The sequence below is a fragment of the Microbacterium foliorum genome (assembly GCF_003367705.1).
GTDB classification, from domain to species: Bacteria; Actinomycetota; Actinomycetes; order Actinomycetales; family Microbacteriaceae; genus Microbacterium; species Microbacterium foliorum.
Window position 1 is genome coordinate 3,206,260 of sequence record NZ_CP031425.1, and the last position, 19,761, is coordinate 3,226,020.

The 19,761-nt window shown below is 69.8% G+C and carries 19 protein-coding genes and 1 riboswitch; of the genes, 8 read left to right on the plus strand and 11 right to left on the minus strand.

The genetic code is table 11. The features are described 5' to 3' along the window. Positions 1-3: 3 nt before the first annotated feature. From DXT68_RS15110 to DXT68_RS15125, 4 genes are read left to right on the plus strand one after another with little or no spacing between them, the layout of a single operon-like run. Positions 4-1,239, plus strand: coding sequence for an aminotransferase class V-fold PLP-dependent enzyme (locus tag DXT68_RS15110; RefSeq protein ID WP_045253335.1), 1,236 nt, complete (start codon positions 4-6; stop codon positions 1,237-1,239). Between the two features lie 52 nt (positions 1,240-1,291). Then, positions 1,292-2,605: an ABC transporter substrate-binding protein gene (locus DXT68_RS15115; protein WP_082068853.1), complete on the plus strand. Its 1,314-nt coding sequence runs from the start codon at positions 1,292-1,294 to the stop codon at positions 2,603-2,605. 3 nt (positions 2,606-2,608) lie between these two features. Next, positions 2,609-3,559: a carbohydrate ABC transporter permease gene (locus tag DXT68_RS15120; protein ID WP_045253334.1), complete on the plus strand. Its 951-nt coding sequence runs from the start codon at positions 2,609-2,611 to the stop codon at positions 3,557-3,559. Continuing rightward, positions 3,556-4,467 carry a carbohydrate ABC transporter permease gene (locus tag DXT68_RS15125; protein ID WP_208856512.1) on the plus strand — a complete coding sequence of 304 codons (912 nt, stop codon included), beginning with the start codon at positions 3,556-3,558 and terminating at the stop codon, positions 4,465-4,467. Before DXT68_RS15120 ends, DXT68_RS15125 begins: the two co-directional genes overlap by 4 nt. Before the next feature lie 76 nt (positions 4,468-4,543). Here DXT68_RS15125 and DXT68_RS15130 read toward each other — a convergent pair whose 3' ends face one another. The 3 genes from DXT68_RS15130 to DXT68_RS15140 form a co-directional block, all read right to left on the minus strand. Continuing rightward, positions 4,544-5,557, minus strand: coding sequence for an aldo/keto reductase family protein (locus tag DXT68_RS15130; protein ID WP_045253333.1), 1,014 nt, complete (start codon positions 5,555-5,557; stop codon positions 4,544-4,546). A gap of 80 nt (positions 5,558-5,637) precedes the next feature. Beyond that, positions 5,638-7,287 (minus strand): DUF4407 domain-containing protein, encoded by a 1,650-nt coding sequence (locus DXT68_RS15135; RefSeq protein ID WP_045253332.1) that lies wholly within the window; start codon positions 7,285-7,287, stop codon positions 5,638-5,640. A 122-nt stretch (positions 7,288-7,409) separates the two neighbouring features. Continuing rightward, the gene (locus tag DXT68_RS15140; RefSeq protein ID WP_045253331.1) at positions 7,410-7,979 is read right to left on the minus strand and encodes a TetR/AcrR family transcriptional regulator; all 570 of its coding nucleotides are present in this window, start codon (positions 7,977-7,979) and stop codon (positions 7,410-7,412) included. Between the two features lie 66 nt (positions 7,980-8,045). Here DXT68_RS15140 and DXT68_RS15145 point away from each other — a divergent pair, with 66 nt between their 5' ends. Next, entirely contained in the window at positions 8,046-8,684 is a 639-nt protein-coding gene (locus DXT68_RS15145; RefSeq protein WP_045253330.1) for an NAD(P)H-dependent oxidoreductase, read from the plus strand. Here the strand turns inward: DXT68_RS15145 and rlmN are convergent. Then, positions 8,633-9,937: a dual-specificity RNA methyltransferase RlmN gene (rlmN, locus tag DXT68_RS15150; protein ID WP_174233216.1), complete on the minus strand. Its 1,305-nt coding sequence runs from the start codon at positions 9,935-9,937 to the stop codon at positions 8,633-8,635. The genes DXT68_RS15145 and rlmN overlap by 52 nt on opposite strands. Positions 9,938-10,007: 70 nt before the next feature. On the opposite strand from rlmN, the gene DXT68_RS17155 reads away from it, so the two are divergent. Both DXT68_RS17155 and DXT68_RS15160 read left to right on the plus strand, forming a co-directional pair. Continuing rightward, positions 10,008-10,562 (plus strand): ribosomal protein L7/L12, encoded by a 555-nt coding sequence (locus DXT68_RS17155; protein WP_052677645.1) that lies wholly within the window; start codon positions 10,008-10,010, stop codon positions 10,560-10,562. A 43-nt stretch (positions 10,563-10,605) separates the two neighbouring features. Continuing rightward, positions 10,606-11,355 (plus strand): sulfite exporter TauE/SafE family protein, encoded by a 750-nt coding sequence (locus tag DXT68_RS15160; RefSeq protein ID WP_045253329.1) that lies wholly within the window; start codon positions 10,606-10,608, stop codon positions 11,353-11,355. Between the two features lie 47 nt (positions 11,356-11,402). Here the strand turns inward: DXT68_RS15160 and DXT68_RS15165 are convergent, their stop codons facing one another. After that, positions 11,403-12,233, minus strand: a complete 831-nt coding sequence (locus DXT68_RS15165; RefSeq protein WP_045253328.1) for an SDR family oxidoreductase — start codon at positions 12,231-12,233, stop codon at positions 11,403-11,405. Between the two features lie 82 nt (positions 12,234-12,315). Continuing rightward, positions 12,316-13,077, minus strand: coding sequence for an SDR family NAD(P)-dependent oxidoreductase (locus DXT68_RS15170; protein WP_045253327.1), 762 nt, complete (start codon positions 13,075-13,077; stop codon positions 12,316-12,318). Between the two features lie 180 nt (positions 13,078-13,257). On the opposite strand from DXT68_RS15170, the gene DXT68_RS15175 reads away from it, so the two are divergent. Next, positions 13,258-13,983 carry an aminoglycoside 3'-phosphotransferase gene (locus DXT68_RS15175; protein ID WP_045253326.1) on the plus strand — a complete coding sequence of 242 codons (726 nt, stop codon included), beginning with the start codon at positions 13,258-13,260 and terminating at the stop codon, positions 13,981-13,983. A 3-nt stretch (positions 13,984-13,986) separates the two neighbouring features. On the opposite strand, the gene DXT68_RS15180 is transcribed toward DXT68_RS15175, so the two are convergent. From DXT68_RS15180 to DXT68_RS15200, 5 genes are all read right to left on the minus strand, one after another. Continuing rightward, positions 13,987-15,288 carry a hemolysin family protein gene (locus DXT68_RS15180; protein ID WP_045253325.1) on the minus strand — a complete coding sequence of 434 codons (1,302 nt, stop codon included), beginning with the start codon at positions 15,286-15,288 and terminating at the stop codon, positions 13,987-13,989. Between the two features lie 94 nt (positions 15,289-15,382). Further along, positions 15,383-16,414, minus strand: coding sequence for a TerC family protein (locus DXT68_RS15185; RefSeq protein WP_045253324.1), 1,032 nt, complete (start codon positions 16,412-16,414; stop codon positions 15,383-15,385). A 249-nt stretch (positions 16,415-16,663) separates the two neighbouring features. Further along, positions 16,664-17,449, minus strand: a complete 786-nt coding sequence (locus DXT68_RS15190; protein WP_045253351.1) for an energy-coupling factor transporter transmembrane component T family protein — start codon at positions 17,447-17,449, stop codon at positions 16,664-16,666. 8 nt (positions 17,450-17,457) lie between these two features. Next, positions 17,458-18,918, minus strand: a complete 1,461-nt coding sequence (locus DXT68_RS15195; protein WP_244268147.1) for an ABC transporter ATP-binding protein — start codon at positions 18,916-18,918, stop codon at positions 17,458-17,460. Then, on the minus strand, positions 18,915-19,583 hold the full coding sequence (locus DXT68_RS15200; RefSeq protein ID WP_045253322.1) for an ECF transporter S component: 669 nt from the start codon (positions 19,581-19,583) through the stop codon (positions 18,915-18,917). The genes DXT68_RS15195 and DXT68_RS15200 overlap by 4 nt, the downstream gene beginning before the upstream one ends. Beyond that, positions 19,577-19,686: riboswitch (TPP riboswitch) on the minus strand. (Overlaps the previous gene by 7 nt.) Positions 19,687-19,761 lie beyond the last annotated feature (75 nt).

Below are 19,761 nucleotides of genomic sequence, written 5' to 3' on the forward strand. Positions count from 1 at the left end.
CCGATGCCCGCACCAGTTTTCCCCGCACCGCTCACGCTGAACTCCGGCCTGCGAGCCCGTGACGCGTGGCCCCTCGACCCCGAGGTCATCCACCTGAACCACGGGTCGTTCGGTGCCGTGCCCAGCGCCGTCGTCGCACAGCAGGATGCTCTGCGTCGCCGCGCCGACCTCAGCCCGGTCGAGTGGTTCCCGCGCATCGCCGAACGGGTGCAGGCCGCCCGCGAGCGCACCGCACCCTTCGTCGGTGCCCGCCCCGAGGACAGCGCCTTCGTGCCCAACGCCTCCGCGGCGGCCACCGTCGTCTACAACGCCCTGCGGCTGAGCGCGGGCGACGAGATCCTCGTCACCGACCAGGGATACGGCGCGATCACGATGGGCGCGCAGCGCCTGGCCCGCCGTTTCGGAGCATCCGTGCGCGCGGTCGAGCTGCCGCTGCTCGCCTCCGACGACGAGGTCGTGCAGCGTTTCGCCGACGCACTCACCCCGAGCACCCGCCTGATCGTCGTCGACCAGATCACCTCACCCACCGCCCGCATGCTGCCCACCCGTCGCATCGCCGAGCTCGCCGCCGAACGCGGAGTCCGCACGCTGGTCGACGGAGCGCACGCTCCGGGGCTCGTCGCCGATGCCGCGGCCGTCGCCGGCGGCGACTGGTGGTTCGGCAATCTGCACAAGTGGCCCTGCGCACCGCGCGGGTCGGCGCTGCTCGTCACCACCGCGCCCGACCGCGACGACCTGTGGCCGCTGATCGACTCGTGGGCCGCGAACGAGCCGTACCCCGAGCGTTTCGACACACAGGGCACCATCGACGCGACCACCTACCTCGCCACTCCCGCCTCGATCGACTTCATCGAGACCGAGTTCGGGTGGGCGCACACGCGGCACGCGATGGCGCAGATGGCGGATGCCGGCGCCGAGATCATCGCCGAGGGCCTGCGTCCGTATGGCGACGAAGACCCGCTCACCCCCCTGCCCTCTCCCGTTCCGTCGATGCGGCTCGTGCGCCTGCCCCTCGGGCTCGGCTCCACCCGAGAAGAGGCCGACGCCCTGCGCATGGATCTCCTCGACGCGACCGGGGTCGAGACGGCGTTCACCAGCTTCCGCGGCATCGGCTACTTCCGCCTGTCCGCGCATCTGTACAGCGAGGCGTCGGACTTCGAGGCCTTCGTCGACCGCTGCATCCCGCAGATCCTGCGCCGCGCCGGCATCCGCACCGCCGACGCGATCGTCGTCTCCTGACCCGCTCCATCCCTCACCCGACCCACCACAACCACCAATCGAGAGGCACCTCGTGAAGAAGAACAGAATCTTGACGGCCGCCGGATTCGGCACCGTCGCCGTGCTCGCGCTCACCGGCTGTTCCGGCGGCAGCGGCGGCGAATCCGCCGACGGCACCGTCACCCTGCAGATGGTCGAGAGCCTGACCAACCCCGCCCGCACCGACCTGATCCGCGGGCTGCTCGACGAGTTCGAGGCCGACAACCCGAAGATCAAGGTCAACCTCGTCTCGCCGCCCACCGAGCAGGCCGACCAGAAGATCCAGCAGATGCTGCAGTCCGGCAAGGGCGTCGACGTCCTCGAGGTCCGCGACATCACCGTCGGCCCGTTCGCCAACAACGGCTGGCTGCACGACATCTCGGGCGACCTCGAGAAGTGGGACGGCTGGGACGCTCTGACCGACAACGCGCAGGCGGCGTCGGTCGCAGCCGACGGCAAGAGCTACTTCGTGCCGTACGGCTTCTACGGCCTCTCGCTCTTCTACCGCACTGATCTGGTCGAGAAGGCCGGCTTCGACGGCCCGCCGCACAGCTGGAAGGACCTGCTCGAGCAGGCCAGCGCCATCCAGGACCCGTCGAACAACATCTACGGGTACGCGTTCCGCGGCGGGGCGAATGCCAACAGCAACGTGGTCGCGGCCATCGAGGCGTACACGATCGACGACCTCGACGTCGACGACGCCTTCCTGCTGAAGGACGGCTCGACGATCTTCGCGGCCCCCGAGGCGCAGGATGCTGTCGACGACTACTTCGAGCTGTTCGCGAAGGCGTCGCCGCCGTCGGCCGTGTCGTGGGGCTACCCCGAGATGGTCGCGGGCTTCACCAACGGCACCACCGCGTTCCTGCTGCAGGACCCCGAGGTCATCGCGACCGTGCAGGACTCCTCGCTGACCGAGGACCAGTGGGACACCGCGCCGCTCCTCGTCGGCCCTTCGGGCAAGGCCGCGCAGCCGCTCGCCGTCGCCGGATGGGGTGTCGCCGAGAAGAGCGAGCACCAGGATGCTGCCGTCAAGCTCGTCGAGTTCCTCTCGTCCGCCGAACCGGCCACCGAGTTCGCGCAGGCCAACAGCCTCGTGCCGATCATCTCGGAGGCGGCCGATGACGAGTTCTACTCGACCGGACCGTGGACCAGCTACGTGACCATGACCGAGGACCCCGACACCTACGTCAACGTGCGCCAGCCGCGCGGTGTCAGCTGGTGGACCGAGTGGATCCAGAAGTCCGACCAGGATGTGCAGAACGTGCTGCTGGGCAACATGTCGACGAGCGAGCTGCTCGAGTCGTGGGACGCGTTCTGGACCGAGAAGTACGCAGCGGACAAGGGCTGATCCGTGACCCGGACCGCACTCGAAGGGGGCTCCGTCGGCACCGCCGGCGGGGCCTCCCCGGCATCCCGCCGGCGCCGCCCCTTCCGTGGCCGCCACGCGCTGACGCTGCTGGCCTTCATGGCCCCGGCGATCGTGTTCGTGTGCTGGTTCACCTACTGGCCCATGCTGCAGGGCGCACGCATGGCCTTCCACGACTGGAACCTGTGGGATCTCACCTCCACCCCCTGGGTGGGCTTCGACAACTTCGTCACCGTCTTCCAGGACCCGGCCTTCCCCATCGTCGCGTGGAACTCGGTGCTCTGGGTCGTCGGGTCGCTCGTGCCGCAGCTCGTGATCGGATTCCTGATCGCACTCGCGCTGCGCAAGCGCTTCCGCTTCCGCGGCCTCTACCAGGCGCTCGTGTTCTTCCCGTGGGCGGTGTCGGGCTTTCTCATCGGCATGCTGTTCCGCTGGATGTTCAACGCCGAGTTCGGTGTCGTGAACGACCTGCTCATGAAGGCGGGACTCATCGAGGCTCCGCTGCCGTGGCTCGCGGATCCGAAGCTGGCGATGTTCGCGGTGATCGCGGCCAACGTCTGGTACGGCGTGACCTTCTTCGCGATCATGATCCTCGCGGCCCTGCAGTCCGTGCCCGATGAGATGCTCGAGGCCGCGAGCCTCGACGGCGCGGGCAAGGCCCGTCAGCTGTTCTCGATCATCATCCCGTACATCTCGATGACGCTGCTGCTCACGATCCTGCTGCGCATCATCTGGATCTTCAACTTCCCCGACATCATCTACGCGATGACGAACGGCGGTCCGGCGAACCAGACGCACATCATCACCACGTGGATGATCAACTACACCCAGCAGGGCAACTACGGCATCGCGAGCGCGATCGGACTCATCGTCGTCGCGTTCCTGTTCGTGTTCTGCGCGTTCTACCTGATGGCGATGCGGAGGGTCCAGCGATGACCATCACCGGTACCACGGTCACCGAGACACGGCGGCTCACCGTCCCCGATCTCGCGAAGGCCCCGCGGCCGAAGCCGAAGCGGCGGATCACACCCGGCGGCGTGGTCCGCGTGGTGGGGCTCGGCCTCTGGCTCCTGATCACGCTGTTCCCGCTCTACTGGATCGCGCTGACCTCGATCAAGTCCCCGGGCACCATCAATCGGTTCCCGATCGAGTACTGGCCGAGCGAGCCGTCGTTCGACAACTACGTCACGCTCTTCCAGCAGAGCGCGTTCGCGACGTTCCTCGGAAACTCGGCGCTCGTCGCGATCATCGCGGGGGCCGTGGCCACGCTGATCGCACTGCTGAGCGCCTACGTGATCGCGCGTTTCGAGTTCCGCGGCAAGGGCACGGTTCTGGTGGCGTTCCTGCTCACGCAGATGATCCCCGCCTTCATCGCACTCGGACCGCTCTACTCGATGATGACCGACCTCGGGCTCGTCGACACCAAGCCCGGCCTGATCCTCGTGTACATCGCGATCTGCATCCCGTTCTCCACCGTGATGCTGCGGGGCTTCTTCGAGAACGTCCCCGACGCGCTCGAAGAGGCGGCGATGATCGACGGATGCTCGCGCTTCGGCGCACTGTTCCGGGTGCTCGTGCCTGTCATGACCCCGGGCATCATCGCCGCGTTCATCTTCAACTTCGTCAACTGCTGGAACGAGCTGTTCCTGTCGGTCGTGCTGATGAACACCGATGCGAACCGCACGGTGCCCTCGGCGCTGAACGGCTTCATCTCGACGTTCAACATCGACTGGGGGTCCATGTCGGCAGCCGCGGTGCTGACGATCCTGCCGACCATGGCGATGTTCGCGCTCGCGAGCCGCTGGATCGTGCAGGGCCTGACCGCCGGCGCCGTGAAGGAGTAACCCGCGCGGTATGACGAAGGCCGCCGCCCCTCGGGGCGACGGCCTTCGCCATAGCTGCGCTCAGACCAGGCGGGTCTCAGACCAGGCGGGTCTTGGGCGAGGTCGAGTAGGTGTGCTCGGGGTCGCTGGTGACCGCGTCGCCGAGCGCCGTGTCGATCGCGGCGAGCGTGTCGGCGTCGAGAGTCACGCCCGAGGCCTTGACGGTCTGGGCGAGCTGCTCGGGGCGCGATGCCCCCACGAGCGCGGCGGCGACGTTGGGGTTCTGCAGCACCCAGGCGATCGCGAGCTGCGGCATCGACAGACCCGCCTCGTCGGCGATCGGCTTCAGGCGCTGCACGGCGGTGAGGATGTCGTCCTGCAGGAAGCTCTTGATGAACTCGGCACCGCTGTTCGTGTCGGTCGCCCGCGAGCCGTCGGGAACCGGCTGGCCGGGCAGGTACTTGCCGCTGAGCACGCCCTGCGCCATCGGCGACCAGACGATCTGCGAGATGCCCAGCTCCTCGGAGGCCGGCACGACCTTGCCCTCGATGACGCGCCAGAGCATGGAGTACTGGGGCTGGTTCGAGATCAGCTGGATGCCGAGCTGCGTCGCGAGAGCGTGCCCCTCGCGAAGCTGCTCCGCCGTCCACTCGGAGACTCCGATGTAGAGCGCCTTGCCCTGGCGGACGACGTCGGCGAACGCCTGGAAGGTCTCCTCCAGCGGGGTCTCGTAGTCGAAGCGGTGCGCCTGGTACAGGTCGACGTAGTCGGTGCCGAGGCGCTCGAGCGAGCCGTCGATCGAGCGCAGGATGTGCTTGCGGCTCAGCCCGGTGTCGTTGGGCCCCTTCGGACCGGTCGGGAAGTAGACCTTCGTGAAGATCTCGAGCCCGTCGCGGCGCTGCCCCTCGAGAGCCTTGCCGAGCACGACCTCGGCCGCCGTGTTGGCGTACGTGTCTGCCGTGTCGAACGTGGTGATGCCGGCGTCGAGAGCCGCGTGCACCGTCTTCACGGCGGCGTCGTCGCCGACCTGCGAGGCGTGCGTGACCCAGTTGCCGTAGGTGATCTCAGAGACCTTGAGACCGCTGTTGCCGAGATAGCGATAGTTGACCATGGCTAAACGCTACCCGGCGCCACCGACACCGGGGCCGGATCTCCGTGACCGGTCTCAGAGCCGGACCCCTCCCCCGCGTCTCAGACGCGGGGTTCGACCAGCTGCTCCTGCTCGGCGAGCGTCTGGGCCTGCGCGCGCTTCTCCGAGAGCTCGCGCTCCTGCGCTTCGGCACGCGCGGCGGCGACCTGCGACGCCTCCTTGCGCTCGGCGCGGGTCTGCGGCTCTCCGGTCGCGGCATCCGCCGTCATGCCCTGCGACTGCTCGGTCACGATCGCCGCCCGGTCGCGGAAGCCCTCGGCGGTGACCCGGTCGAGTGCGACCTGCTTGCGGATCGCGGCCGCCTTCTCGTAGAGCGAGGGGTCTCCGTACGACGTGAGCACCTTCACCAGCACCGGCAGCAGCTCGATCATGAAGAACAGCGAGGCGATCAGGATGTGCGCCCAGAGGATCGTGGGCTCCTTCTCGCTCAGTCTGTTCAGCCCGCTGATCTGACTGAGCAGGCCGATCGCGCCGGCATTGCCGGAGGCCACCGACTCGGCACGCGCGTTGTACGCGGCGAGCGCGGTGTCGTAGCTGTCACGGGCGGCGGGCAGCTGCGACTGCGCCTCCTCGCGGTTCTGCGTCTCCGACGTGCTGGTGTTCTCCTTGGCCGCGGTGCCGGCCGCCGCCAGCTCCTCGTTCGCGGTGCGCAGCTGCGCGGCGAGTGCGTCATAGGTCTGCTGCGCCTCGGCGAGCTGGGCCTGTGCGGCATCCGAGCTGGCGCCCTCGCCGTTCACCCCGGTGCAGCCGGGCACCGTGCCCGCGCCTTCGCCGGTCAGCTCGCACTGGTACAGCACCCGCGCCTGGTCGATGACGCCCTGCTGGGCGGTCATCTTGGCGGTGAGGCCGTCGACCGTGCTCTGCGCGGCGGACTCGGTCGCGGACGCCGAGTCGGTGCCGGCGACGATCCCCGTCGCCGCCTGGTTCTCGAGTGCGGCGACGCGGTCGGAGGCGGCATCGAGCGCCTTGCGCTCGGGGCCGGTCTCCAGCGCGTCCTGATCGGACTGCGCCTGGGTGATGTTGGTCGAGGCGACCTCGCGGGCGATGTCGTTGTGGAAGATCTGCAGCACGAGCGGCTCGGCCACGACGAATCCGATGATCGCGGCCATGACCACACGCGGGATGGCGAGGCCGATGAGGCGCCACACGTTCCTCGTCGAGGTCATGGTCGAGGTCAGGAAGCGGTCGAGGTTGAAGATGATCAGCGCCCACACGATCGCCAGCGGGGCGGCGAGCCAGATCGCGGCCTGCACGCCGGTGGTCAGCGCGAACAGCATCGAGATGGCCGAGACCAGCGCGGTCCCGGCGAGCACGAAGAACATCTGCACGAAGCGGGGGGTCTCGCCGGGCACGCGGTCGAGGATCTCGCCGTCGGCGCCGCCGAGGATCGCCAGCTGACGAAGGCGGGATCCGGGCACGCGGGGAGCGCGCTCGCGCGGCTGGCGGCGCGGCTTCGGCTCACGCACCGGACGAGCGGATGCCGTGGCATCCTGCTCCGGCATCTGCTCGGACGCGGGGGTCTGCTCGGACGCGGGGGTCTGGTCGGCCTGCCGCGGCTCCCGCAGATCGGCACCGGTCGGCTCGTACTCGCGCAGGAAGTCGAGGTCGTCCGTGTCAGCGTTCGGGTCGCTGTCGAGGATGATCCGACCCTGGGAATCGAACCGTCCGGGACGGTGAGCAGAATAGGGCATTCCGATAATCTACGAAACACCGCCTGTGGAAAGCGTGGACGAAGCCTGTGTTTCCGCCTCTGCGGCGCTGTTCCGCGGGCGCAGGGAGGGCGCGCGGCCCGTGCGCGGACGCCGCGCGGAGGTCAGCGGGAGAGCATCCGGGCGAGCGCCTCGGCACTCGCGGCGAGCGCATCGTCGAGGGAGAAGTGCCCGGCGGCGCACAGGGTCCCGAGGCCGTGCACGAGTCCCCAGACGGCGGTGACGCCGCTCTCGCTCTCGAGGCCCGCGGCGACGGAGGCGGTCGACAGCAGCTCTTCGAGCTCGGCGATCAGCGGCGCCATGGTCTCGCTCGGCTCACCGGGGATGCACACGGTCGGGTCGTAGATCACATCGAAGCCGTGCGGGTGCTCGACGGCGAAGCGGATGTAGGCGGCCCCGCCCTCGACCGCGGCGGAGGCGGGGTCGGAGGCGCCCTCGATCGACGTGCGCACCGCCGTGACCAGGTCGGCCATGCTCCGCTCGGCCAGCACCTTGAGCAGACCTCGGCGGTCGGAGAAGTGGTGGTAGGGCGCGTTGTGGCTCACGTCCGCCGCGCGCGCGACCTCGCGCAGGCTGATCTCCTGCGCCGGCCTGTCGACGAGCAGCTGCATCGCCGCCGCCTCGAGCGCGTGGGCGAGGTCGCCGTGGTGATAGCCGGATCGGGAACTTGACACAAGCAACATTGTTGCCTATCTTGACAGTGTCCACCAAAGCTTGACACTGTCAACATAGGAGTCCGCATGTCTTCCGCCCTGATCATCGACGGCCACCCGGATGCCCGCTCTCTCACCGCAGAACTCGCCCGGCGGTACGCGGCGGCACACGGCGACGCCCGCATCCTCGCGCTGCGCGACCTCGACTTCGACCCCTCGCTGCGCTTCGGCTACCGCGAGCGCATGCCGCTCGAGCCCGACCTGATCGAGGCCAAGCGCGCACTGGCCGAGGCGCGGACGGTCGCGGTCTTCACGCCGCTCTGGTGGGGATCGGTGCCCGCGGTGCTCAAGGGATTCTTCGATCGGGCGCTCCTGCCGCAGCAGGAGTACCGCTACTCGACGCGCGGGATGCCCGAGGGTCTGCTGACCGCCGCGAACGGTCGCCTGTTCCTGCTGGCCGACACCCCGTGGTTCCTCACGCCGTTCACCGGGCTGCCGGCGCAGACGCACGTCGCCCGAGGAACGCTGCGATTCTGCGGCATCCGCGCGGTGCGCACCACGCGGATGCTCGGCGTCAAGGATGCGCGCCCCGAGCGCATCGCGTCATGGCTGTCCCGCGCCGAGTCACTCGGTCGCCGGGACGGCCTCCGCGATCGGAGCAGTGCCGCCGGGCCTCAGGCCATCGCGGCGGAGGACGCTTCGTCCTCCGTCGTCGCGACGAGCTGACCGCACGCGCCGTCGATCTCCTTGCCGCGGGTGTCGCGCAGGGTGGTCGGGATGCCTGCGTCGTTCAGTCGGCGCACGAACTCGTCTGTGACGTCCTTGTCCGACGAGGTCCAGATCGATCCCGGCGTCGGGTTCAGCGGGATCGGGTTCACGTGCACCCATCCGCGGCCGCGCTCGTTGAGCTTGTCGGCGAGCAGGTCCGCACGCCAGGCGTGGTCGTTCATGTCCTTGATCAGCGCGTACTCGATCGAGACACGACGGCCGGTCTTGGCGTAGTAGTCGTAGGCGGCATCCAGTGCCTCGTCGACCTTCCACCGGGAGTTCACCGGAATGAGCTCGTCGCGCAGATGGTCGTCCGGCGCGTGCAGCGAGAGGGCGAAGGTGACGGGGATGCCCTCGTCGGCGAGCTTCTTGATCGCCGGCACGAGTCCGACGGTCGAGATCGTGATGCCGCGGGCGCTCATGCCGAGTCCGTCCGGCTGCGGCGCGACCATCGAACGCACCGCGTCCATGACCCGCTTGTAGTTGGCGAGCGGCTCCCCCATGCCCATGAAGACGATGTTCGACACGCGCTCCGGCGTCTGCCCCGGTCCCTGAGACTGACGAAGGGTCTTGCCGCCGAGGCCGCCCTCGGCGATCAGACGGTTGGCGCGGACGATCTGCTCGATGATCTCGGCGGTCGACATGTTGCGGGTCAGCCCCGCCTGCCCGGTGGCGCAGAACGGGCAGTTCATGCCGCAGCCCGCCTGGCTCGACACGCACAGCGTGATCCGGCCGGGGTAGCGCATCAGCACCGATTCGACGAGCGCACCGTCGTGCAGGCGCCAGAGGAACTTGATCGTGTCGCCGCGGTCGGTCTCGAGGCGGCGCACCTCGGTGAGCAGCGGCGGCAGCATGCCTGCCACGAGCTGCTCGCGAGTGTCGGCCGGAAGATCGGTCATCTCCGCCGCATCCGACGTGTAGTGACGGAAGTAGTGGGTCGAGAGCTGCTTCGCGCGGAAGCCGGGCAGGCCGAGCTCCTTGACCTTCTCGACGCGCTCGGCGGGGGTCAGATCGGCGAGGTGCACCGGCGGCTTGCCGCGCTTGGGGCTCGCGAACTGCAGCAGCGGACGCCCCTCGGCATCCTTCAGCTGGGTCCAGCCCTCGGTCGCCGGACGCACCTGGGCGGGTCCGGTGGAGCGGACAGCCCCCGAACGGGACGACGCGGGTGCCGTGGTCGGGCGCGTCTCGGGCGTGCGGGGAGTCTCGGTCATACCTCCAGGGTACGCGGTGGCAGGTGGGAAGGCCCTGCGGCGAGAGCGCACGCGTCCCTAGACTGAGCGGATGGACACCATCCTCGTCATCGGCGGAGTCATCCTCGTCATCGCCGTCGGCGTGCTGATCCTCGCTGCCGCGCTGCGGTCGATGCGCCCGCAGCCCCCCGAGCCGCAGACGTACACCCCGTCCCCCACGATGGGGCGCTCTGTCGCCGCCACCTCCACCTCGACCGCGTCGGCCTCGGCGCTCAGCCCGACCGCGATCGCCGAGATCGATCGCCTCGTCGCCGCCGGACAGAAGATCCAGGCCATCAAGGTCTACCGCGAGAACACCGGTGTGCGCCTGCAGGAGGCGAAGGACCGCATCGACCACTGGTCGGTCAGCACCACGGCACCGCATCTCGCGGCGGTCTCGAACGCCTCGGCCGCATACTCATCGATCACGGCCACACCGTCGTCGGTGCGCGGCGCCCTTCCGGCATCCGTCGCGGCAGAGGTCGACCGCCTCATCGCCGCCGACCAGAAGATCCATGCGATCAAGCTGGTGCGCGAGCACACCGGTCTCGGGCTCAAGGCGTCGAAGGATGTCGTCGAGGCCTGGCCAGTGCAGCGCCGCCCATGACCGCAGCAGCGCCGCCCATGACCGCACGTCCCCTCGCGCGACGGTGATCGGACTCGAGCCCCTCGCCTGGGCGGCACTCGGCGTCGCGGCCCTCACGATCGGCGTCTCGAAGACCGCGCTGCCGGGCGGCAGCATCCTGGCGATCGCGCTGTTCGCGACCGTCCTGCCCGCACGCACCTCGACCGCGGCGATGCTCCTGCTGCTGATCGTGGGCGACGTCTTCGCCCTGATCACCTATCGGCGGCATGCGCACTGGCCCACCCTGTTGCGCCTGGCCCCGGCCGTGGTCGCCGGACTCCTTGCAGGGTTCGCCTTCCTCGCCCTCGCGGGAGACGGGATCGTGCGGCGCGCGATCGGAGTGATCCTGCTCGCGATGATCGCCGTCACGCTGTGGCGGCGATGGCGGCAGCACAGAGCGGATGCGGTCGCACCGGCCCCGGGCGGCATCCTGCTCTCCGGTGTCTACGGCACGCTCGGTGGTTTCACGACGATGGTCGCGAACGCGGGCGGGCCCGTCCTGTCGATGTACTTCCTCGCCACCCGCACACCGGTGCAGGTGTTCCTGGGCACCTCCGCCTGGTTCTTCGCGATCATCAACCTCGTGAAGATCCCGTTCCTCGCGGGGCTCGGCCTTTTCGAGGGACACGTGCTGCTCATGGATGCCGTGCTGGCGCCGCTCGTCGTGATCGGCGCCCTCGGCGGCATCCGCCTGGCGAAGCGCATGGACCAGGTGCTGTTCGACCGCATCGTGATCGCCCTGACGATCGCGGGCGCGGTCTATCTGCTCTTCTGAGGTGCCCGCCGCAGGCCGCCCGCCGCCGGCCGCCGGCCGGTCGAGCCTCAGTCGAGGAAGATGTCGGGGAACAGCTGCGCGTCCGGGGTGCCGCCCACCGCGGCGTAGCCCGAGAAGTCGGTGACGCCGTCGGCCTCGAGCACGTCCTCGACGATCAGCGTCTGACCGGTGTACTCCGCGGCGGGCTTGCACAGCACGGCGTAGGCGGCGTCGGCATAGATGTCGGGCGTGCGGCTCGCGGCCATGACCTTGTCGCCGCCGAGCAGGTTCTGCACGGCCGCCGTCGCGATCGTCGTGCGGGGCCACAGGGTGTTCGCGGCGATCCCGTCGCGGGCGAACTCCGCGGCGAGCCCGAGAGTGACCATCGTCATCCCGAACTTCGCGAGCGTGTATCCGGTGTGCGCGCCGAGCCACTTCGGGCTGGGGTTCAGGGGCGGTGACAGCGACAGGATGTGCGGGTTCTCGGCATCCTTGAGGATCGGGATCGCCGCGCGGGACAGCATGAACGTGCCGCGCACGTTGACATCCTGCATCAGGTCGTACTTCTTCGCGCCGAGGTCGAGCGAGCGCGAGAGGTCGATGACGCTGGCGTTGTTGATGACGATGTCGATGCCGCCGAACTCGCCCTGCGTCTTCAGCACGGCCTCGGTGATGTCGTCGTCGTCGCGCACATCGCCGACGATGGGCAACGCACGGCCCCCGGCGGCCCGGATCTGCTCGGCGGCGCTGTGCACGGTGCCCTCGAGCTTGGGGTGCGGGGTGTCGGTCTTCGCGAGCATCGCGATGTTGGCGCCGTCGGCCGCGGCGCGCAGCGCGATCGCGAGGCCGATGCCGCGGCTGCCGCCGGACATGAGGATGGTCTTTCCTGCGAGGGACATGCGGTCTCCTTGGAGTGGGCGGCGGTGCGAGGGCGGCGGAGCGAGGGCGGCGGTGCGAGGGTCGCGGTCGGGGGCTCGCGGTCTACTTCGGCGCCATGCGGATGGCGCCGTCGAGCCGGATGGTCTCGCCGTTGAGGTAGCCGTTCTCGGCGATCTGCTGCACGAGGGCGGCGTACTCGTCGGGGCGCCCGAGACGGGAGGGGAACGGCACCTGCTGACCGAGCGAATCCTGGGCGGCCTGCGGCAGCCCCATCAGCATCGGGGTCTCCATGATGCCGGGCGCGATCGTGCAGACGCGGATGCCGTGGCGGGCGAGCTCACGGGCGACCGGCAGGGTCATCGCGTGCACGCCGCCCTTGGAGGCGGAGTAGGCGGGCTGACCGATCTGTCCGTCGAACGCCGCCACGCTCGCGGTGTTCACGATCACGCCGCGGTCGCCGTCGTCGGTCGGGTCGTTCTTCGCCATGACGGCTGCGGCCTGCGACAGCACGTTGAACGTGCCGACCAGGTTGATGCGCACGACGCGCTCGAAGTCGGCGAGCACGGCCGGGTTGCCCTCGCGGTCCAGCACCTTGGCGGGCGGGGCGATGCCCGCGCAGTTCACGACGATGCGCAGCGGGGCGGCCTCCTGGGCCCGGGCGGCGGCAGCGGCCGCGTCGTCCGCGTTCGTCACGTCGCCGGCGATGAACACCCCGCCGAGCTCGGCGGCGATCTCGGCACCGGATGACGACGGCAGGTCGAGGATGGTGACGGCGGCGCCGGCGGTGGCGAGCCTGCGCGCGGTGGCGAGGCCCAGACCGGACGCACCGCCGGTGATGAGAGCGCTCGAGCCCTGGATCTGCATGCGGTTCTCCTTCGAACGTGTGCGACTCAGTGTCAGTTTAGCTGATTCGGAGTGTCAGACTGCGCCCGGGCCGCACGGAGACGGCGAGCCGCCCCCGAGCCTACGCCGCGGAAGGCCGACGGGGAGGCCGCACGAGAGAATGGCCCTGCATCCGCCACCGATACGAAGAGGACCCGCACCATGAGCATCCCCGGCCAGGCCGTCGAGATCCCGGCCGTCGTGCGGTCCCTCGCCGGCGACGCCGCCCTGACCCCCGTCTGGGTGAACGGCATCGGCGGCCTCACCTTCCGCACCGACGACGGACGCTACATCAAGTGGGGTCCGCACGACGCCGAGGCGAACATGCGCGACGAGGCCGAGCGCATGCGCTGGGCTCGGCGGTGGATCGAGGTCCCCGAGGTGCTCGATCAGGGGCAGGACGCGACCCACGAGTGGCTGGTCACCGCGGCGCTGCCGGGCGTCAGCGCCGTCGACCCCCGATGGGCCGACGAGCCCGCGACGGCGGTGCGCGCGGTCGGGAGGGCGCTGCGGAGTCTGCACGACGCCCTGCCCGTCGAGAGATGCCCCTGGGACTGGAGTCCGCAGTGGCGGATCTCGAACGCCCTCGAGCGCGGCGTCGTCGTGCCCGACGACCTGCACACGCCACCGAGCATCGACCGGCTCGTGGTGTGCCACGGCGATGCGTGCATGCCCAACACGCTTCTCGACGACGAGGGTCGCCCCCTCGCGCACGTCGACCTCGCAGCCCTCGGCGTCGCCGATCGCTGGGCGGACCTCGCCGCGGCCTCGATGAGCACGGAATGGAATGTCGGCCCCGGCTGGGCCGATGCACTCATCGAGGCCTACGGCGTCGCCCCCGATCGGGAGCGACTGGAGTACTACCGGAGGCTGTGGAACGAGACCTGAGCGTCAGTTCCCGCCGGCGGATTCGACCGGAGCATCCGCCCCTTCATGCAGCGCCACGCGGATCTCCGAGATCCGTCGACGATCCACGGCCGTGACGCGGATCGTCGCACCGGGCACCTCGACCGCATCGCCCACCACCGCGAGGCGTCCGAGCATCTCGGTGACGAACCCGGCGACCGTGTCCGACGCCCCTCGGGGCAGCGCGATGCCGGTGATCTCGGCGAAGTCCTGCAGATTCAGGCGGCCGTCGAGGGCACCGCCGGCAGCCGGCATGCGCTCCTCGGTGTCGTACTCGTCGAAGATCTCGCCGACGACCTCTTCGACGAGGTCTTCGAGGGTCACGATGCCGTCGGTTCCGCCGTACTCGTCGACGACGACCGCGATGTGGTGCGATGATGCCCGCAGGCGGGTCAGCGTCGGCAGCACCCCGGCCGTCGACGGGACGTACTCGACCGGGCGCATGAGCTCGACCACGGGTCGCTCGGCATCGGCCGCCGCGGCCTCGAACAGGTCGCGCACGTGCACGAACCCGACGATGTCGTCGAGCGAGGCGTCGATCACCGGGTATCGCGAGAACGGCAGCTCCCGCACCTGGGCGATCGCCTCGGCCAGGGGCGCGGCCCCGTCGAGCGCGACGACCTCGGGGCGAGGCCGCATGACCTCGCTCACCTGGCGTCCCCGCAGCGACAGCACGTCGTCGAGGATCCGTCGCTCCTCATCGGGCAGACTCTGGTGGGTCGCCACGATGTCGCGCAGCTCTTCGTCGCTGAGCTCGTCCGCCGCCTTGTTCGGGTCGCCGCCCAGCAGGCGCACGACCGCGTTCGTCGACACCGAGAGCAGCCAGATGACGGGTCGCATGACCGTCGCGAACCCGTCGAGCACGGGGGCGACCGCGTAGGCGAACTGCGCGTTGCGCTGGATGGCGAGGCGCTTGGGCACGAGCTCGCCCAGCACGAGAGACAGGTACGCGATCACGAGGGTGAGCAGCACCGTCGCGAGCGTCAGTGCCAGCGGTGCCGCGACGCCGAGATTCTCGAGCAGCGGCGCGACCGACGGGGCGATCGAGGTCGCACCGTAGGCCGCCGAGGCGAACCCGGCGACGGTCACGCCGATCTGCACCGCCGAGAGGAAGGTGTTGGGGTTCCTCGCCAGGCCCGCGACCTTCTCTCCGCGCTTGCCGCGAGCGGCGATCGCGTTGAGCTGGCTCTCGCGCAACGTGACGAGTGCCATCTCCGTCGCGGCGAACACTCCGCCGACGAGGACGAACACGAACACCAGGGCGATGTTGACCGCGAGATCGCCCATCAGCGGGTCACCTCGAGCGGTGCGGGGGTGCCCGAGGTCACTCGGGCACCGGGTCTGTCAGGGTCTGCGGACGCGTCGGAGCGGCGCGACTGGTTCACGAGTGTTCCTTCTGTGTGTCGGTGGTGAGGGGTGCAGAGGTCGAGGACGCGGCGGCATCGATCCGGTCGTCGCGGCGCGTCTTCATGAGGCTCGCGACGGTCGCCACGGCGATGGTCGCGCCGATGAACACGAGCGAGAACCAGATGGGGATCTCGGGCGCCCACAGCATCGGCTCACCGCCGTTGATGAACGGCAGCTCGTTGACGTGCATCGCGTGCAGCACGAGCTTGACGCCGATGAAGGCGAGGATGACCGCGAGCCCCTGCGCCAGGTAGACCAGGCGCTCGAGCAGGCCGCCGATGAGGAAGTACAGCTGGCGCAGACCCATGAGGGCGAAGGCGTTGGCCGTGAAGACGATGTACGCCTCTTCGGTCAGACCGTAGATCGCGGGGATCGAGTCGACCGCGAAGATCAGGTCGATGAAACCGATCGCGATGATCACGAGGAACATCGGGGTGAAGAAGCGCTTGCCGTCGCGCCGGACGGTGAGGCGGTCGCCGTTGTACTCGTTGCTCACGGGCAGGACGCGGCGAACGAGGCGCATGAAGCGGCCATTGGCCGGGTCGGACTCGCCGTGGGCGAAGGCCTGGCGGTAGGCGAGGAACAGCAGCAGCGCGCCGAAGAGGTAGAAGATCCAGGAGTAGTTCTCGATCAGAGCCGCGCCGAGCGCGATGAACGCCCCGCGCATGATCAGCGCGATGACGATTCCGATCATCAGCACCTTCTGCTGATACTTGCGCGGCACGGCGAAGCCGGTCATCACGATGAGGAAGACGAAGAGGTTGTCGATCGACAGCGCCTTCTCCGTGAGGTATCCGGCGAAGTACTCGCCGCCGTAGGTCCAGCCCGAGACCGTGCCGATTCCGACACCGAACAGCAGTGCGAGGCCGATGTAGAACGCCGACCAGCGGGCGGACTCGCCGATGGTGGGCTCATGGGGCTTTCGCACGTGGGCGAAGAACTCGTACACGAAGAAGGCGATCGTGACGGCGATCGTGATGATCCACACGAGAGGCGTGATGTTCAAGAGGTCTCCAGAAGACGTAGGCGTGACGATGTCGACGCCAAGGTCTTCTCCATCCTCGCGAACGAGGACCGGGGACCCGGGATGCAGGGACATCCGTAATGACGAGCCGCCCGTGGTGGAGTACTCCCCTTGGGTTCATTCGATGCTAGCGAATACATCGGCGCCCCAGCTATGAGAAAGCTGAATATCGGTCGGGGCTCGCACCGATCGGGCGCAGCCGTCCAGGCGCAGCCGATCAGGCGCAGCCGATCAGGCGGTCGGTCCGAGGATGAAGTTCCACGCGCCCGTCGCCACGGCCGCCACGATCGCCACGGCCGGGATGACCGCGGCGAGGAGCACCAGCAGGGTGTCGCGGCGATCCCACCTCGACTCGCGGGCCCAGGATCTCGGTGTCGGGCCGCCGAAGCCGCGCGCCTCCATCGCCGTCGCCAGAGAAGAGCCGCGCCGGATGGCGAGCACGAACAGGGCGAACGCCATGCCGAACGCGCGGCGCACCCGCCCCTCGTCGGCGACGCCCCGGGCACGCCGCGCCAGCGCGAGCGCACGCCAGTCATCGACGAGCAGACCGAGCATCCGCATTCCGGCGAGCGCGCCGACCACGAAACGGGCGGGCAGCTTGGCGCGCTGCGCGAGGTCGTCCGCGAGGTCGGTGGGGTCGACGGTCACGAACAGCACCACCGCGGGGAGGCCGATCGCGAGCACGCGCACGGCCGTCGCCGCGGCGAGCGCCAGCGACCCGTCGCTGACGCGCATGACCAGCCACTCGAAGTGCACCGTGCCGCTCGTCGCGCCGTACAGCGCGATGGTGACGGCGCTCAACGGCGCCGCGACCCACAGCACGGCCGTGCGGACCCAGAATTCCCGGGCGCGCAGACCCGCGAGCAGCAGCAGCGGGATCTCCAGGAGCAGCGCGACGGATGCCGACACGACGTCGATCGTCAGCACGAGCGGCACCGCGATGAGCAGGGCGGCGGCGAGCTTCGCCAGTGCCGAGCGCGGGGCGACGGGTCCCGACCGTTCGATGCGGGCGGTCATCGGGTCGATCACCGCCCGACCTCGAGACGTCGGGCGTACAGGGCTTCGAGGACGGCCTCGTCGTGGCTGATCGCGACGACAGCGGCGCCCTGGTCCCGCAGATCGGCGATCAGCGCGACGAGTTCGGCCCAGGTGGTGGCGTCCTGACCGAACGTCGGCTCGTCGAGCACCAGCATCCGTGGGCGGGTGGCGAGCGCAGCGGCGACGGTCAGCCGCCGTTTCTCGCCCCCGGAGAGCGTGTACGGATTCGCGCCGGCGACCGGTGCGAGCCTCAGGCGCTCCAGCAGCTCGTCGACGCGCGCGGTGATCTCGGGCTCCGGCATCCGCAGCGCCCGAGGGCCGACCGCCAGCTCGTCGCGCACGGTCTTCGCGAGCAGCTGGTGCTCGGGAGCCTGCATGACGGTCGCGATGCGGGTGAGCAGCGCGCGCGACGACCATCGGAAGGGATCCTCCCGCTCGCCCGCGGCGAGCGCGAGCAGAGCGCGGACGCGGCCGTCCTCCGGAGGGAGCAGGCCGGCGAGGGTCAGCCCGAGCGTCGACTTGCCCGTGCCGTTCGCACCGGTCACCCCGAGCACCTCGCCGGCGCGCACGTCGAGGTCGAACGGACCGGCGACGGGCAGGCCGCGCTGCCGGGCGACGGTGACGCCGCGGGCCTCGAGGAGGCGCTCCCCGGCGTCGCGTGCGGGAGCGGGCGGCGCGGTCGGCGGATGCCCCGGCACCCAGACCCCGGATGCCGCGAGCTCCGCGCCGCGCGCCCCGAGCACCTCGTCGGGGCTGCCGTCGGCGAGCACGACGGTGCCGTCGGGGTCTGCGCCGAGCACGATCACCCGGGTGACCAGCGGCAGCCAGACGTCGATGCGATGCTCGATCACGACCAGGGTCGCGCCACTGACCTCGAGCGCCGCTGCCACGGCATCCCGCACGTCCCGCACTCCCTGGGGGTCGAGATTGGCGGTCGGTTCGTCGAGCAGGATCGCTCCCGGCCGCATCGCGAGCACGCCGGCGAGCGCGAGCCGCTGCTTCTGCCCGCCCGACAGCGCCGAGGTCGAGCGGTCCATCGGGACGTCGAGCCGCACGGCGTCCAATGCCGCCCGCACTCGCGTCCAGATCTCGTGACGGGGAACCCCGAGGTTCTCGCATCCGAAGGCCACGTCGTCACCGACCCGCGCGAGGATCGTCTGCGTGTCGGGGTCCTGCAGCACCATGCCCACCCGGCCGCGCTCTGCAGCCGCCGGATGACCGTCGACGAGCAGCGCCCCGTGCGTCTCGCCCTCGTCGGACCCGCCGAGCACGCCGCCGAACCCCTGGAGCAGAGTCGACTTGCCCGCACCGGAGGAGCCGAGCAGCAGCACCCGCTCCCCCGGTTCGATACGCAGGTCGACGGCGCGCACGGCCCACCGCAGCCGGGTGGCGTACCGCCACCCCCAGCCACGGGCTTCGAGGGTGGCGGGCGTCGTGGGGGCACTCACACCCGTGCGGTGACCTCACGACCGGCGGCGAACCGGCCGAGCGCGCCCGTGGCGGCGAGACCCCGGGCGATCAGCCACGCTCCCAGTCCGGCGATCACCGCGCCCGAGATGGTGGTCGAGACGATGTAGACGGTGGTGAAGAGCGTGTCCGCCCCGGCGTACCAGAGGATGCGGTCGTTGATGCCGCAGGCGAGTCCCGCGCCGGCACCGGCGAGCATCGCGACCGGCAGGCGCCAGACGCCGTACAGGAAGACGAGGAAGACCAGTTCGGCACCGAGCCCCTGGACGAGACCCGACACGATGGTGAGCGGACCCCAGGCGTTGCCGACGAGGGCCGAGATGACGGCCGCCACCAGCTCGGTGTAGAGCGCCGCACCCGGCTTGCGGATGATCAGCGCTCCGAGGACTCCGGCGATCAGCCAGGGGCCGGCGAGAAGGCCCTGCACTCCCGGGAGCAGGGGCTTCAGGATGCTGCTCGGCACCTCGTATCCGACGTTCCAGAGCAGGAAGATCAGGGCGCAGGCGACGGCGATGACGCTGGCGACGACGATGTCGACGACCCGCCACCGCCACAGCTCCGGGCGGCCGAGGCCCCGAGGGGACGAGGCGGTGGACGCCGAAGCGGATGCGGATCCGGTGGTGGATCCGGACGTGGATGTACTCATCAGTGACTCCTCCCTGCGCTGGCATGACCCAGATCAGGTTCGACGGTCGAAGCGCGATTCGCTCCCTCTCAGCCCGGCTCGCCGGACTCCCGTGGTTGTGCTCTCGATCTTACCCAGTGCCGACACTCCCGTCTGCTTCTGTTGCCGCGCCGCAGATCTGCGTGCGGGTTCGGTACCG

Bases quoted from the DNA above. Each gene is read 5' to 3' on its own strand.
- DXT68_RS15110 (WP_045253335.1), top strand. From the start codon at position 4: ATGCCCGCACCAGTTTTCCCCGCACCGCTCACGCTGAACTCCGGCCTG.
- DXT68_RS15125 (WP_208856512.1), top strand. From the start codon at position 3,556: ATGACCATCACCGGTACCACGGTCACCGAGACACGGCGGCTCACCGTC.
- DXT68_RS15130 (WP_045253333.1), bottom strand. From the start codon at position 5,557: ATGGTCAACTATCGCTATCTCGGCAACAGCGGTCTCAAGGTCTCTGAG.
- DXT68_RS15135 (WP_045253332.1), bottom strand. From the start codon at position 7,287: ATGCCCTATTCTGCTCACCGTCCCGGACGGTTCGATTCCCAGGGTCGG.
- DXT68_RS15145 (WP_045253330.1), top strand. From the start codon at position 8,046: ATGTCTTCCGCCCTGATCATCGACGGCCACCCGGATGCCCGCTCTCTC.
- rlmN (WP_174233216.1), bottom strand. From the start codon at position 9,937: ATGACCGAGACTCCCCGCACGCCCGAGACGCGCCCGACCACGGCACCC.
- DXT68_RS17155 (WP_052677645.1), top strand. From the start codon at position 10,008: ATGGACACCATCCTCGTCATCGGCGGAGTCATCCTCGTCATCGCCGTC.
- DXT68_RS15165 (WP_045253328.1), bottom strand. From the start codon at position 12,233: ATGTCCCTCGCAGGAAAGACCATCCTCATGTCCGGCGGCAGCCGCGGC.
- DXT68_RS15170 (WP_045253327.1), bottom strand. From the start codon at position 13,077: ATGCAGATCCAGGGCTCGAGCGCTCTCATCACCGGCGGTGCGTCCGGT.
- DXT68_RS15175 (WP_045253326.1), top strand. From the start codon at position 13,258: ATGAGCATCCCCGGCCAGGCCGTCGAGATCCCGGCCGTCGTGCGGTCC.
- DXT68_RS15180 (WP_045253325.1), bottom strand. From the start codon at position 15,288: ATGGGCGATCTCGCGGTCAACATCGCCCTGGTGTTCGTGTTCGTCCTC.
- DXT68_RS15190 (WP_045253351.1), bottom strand. From the start codon at position 17,449: ATGACCGCCCGCATCGAACGGTCGGGACCCGTCGCCCCGCGCTCGGCA.
- DXT68_RS15200 (WP_045253322.1), bottom strand. From the start codon at position 19,583: ATGAGTACATCCACGTCCGGATCCACCACCGGATCCGCATCCGCTTCG.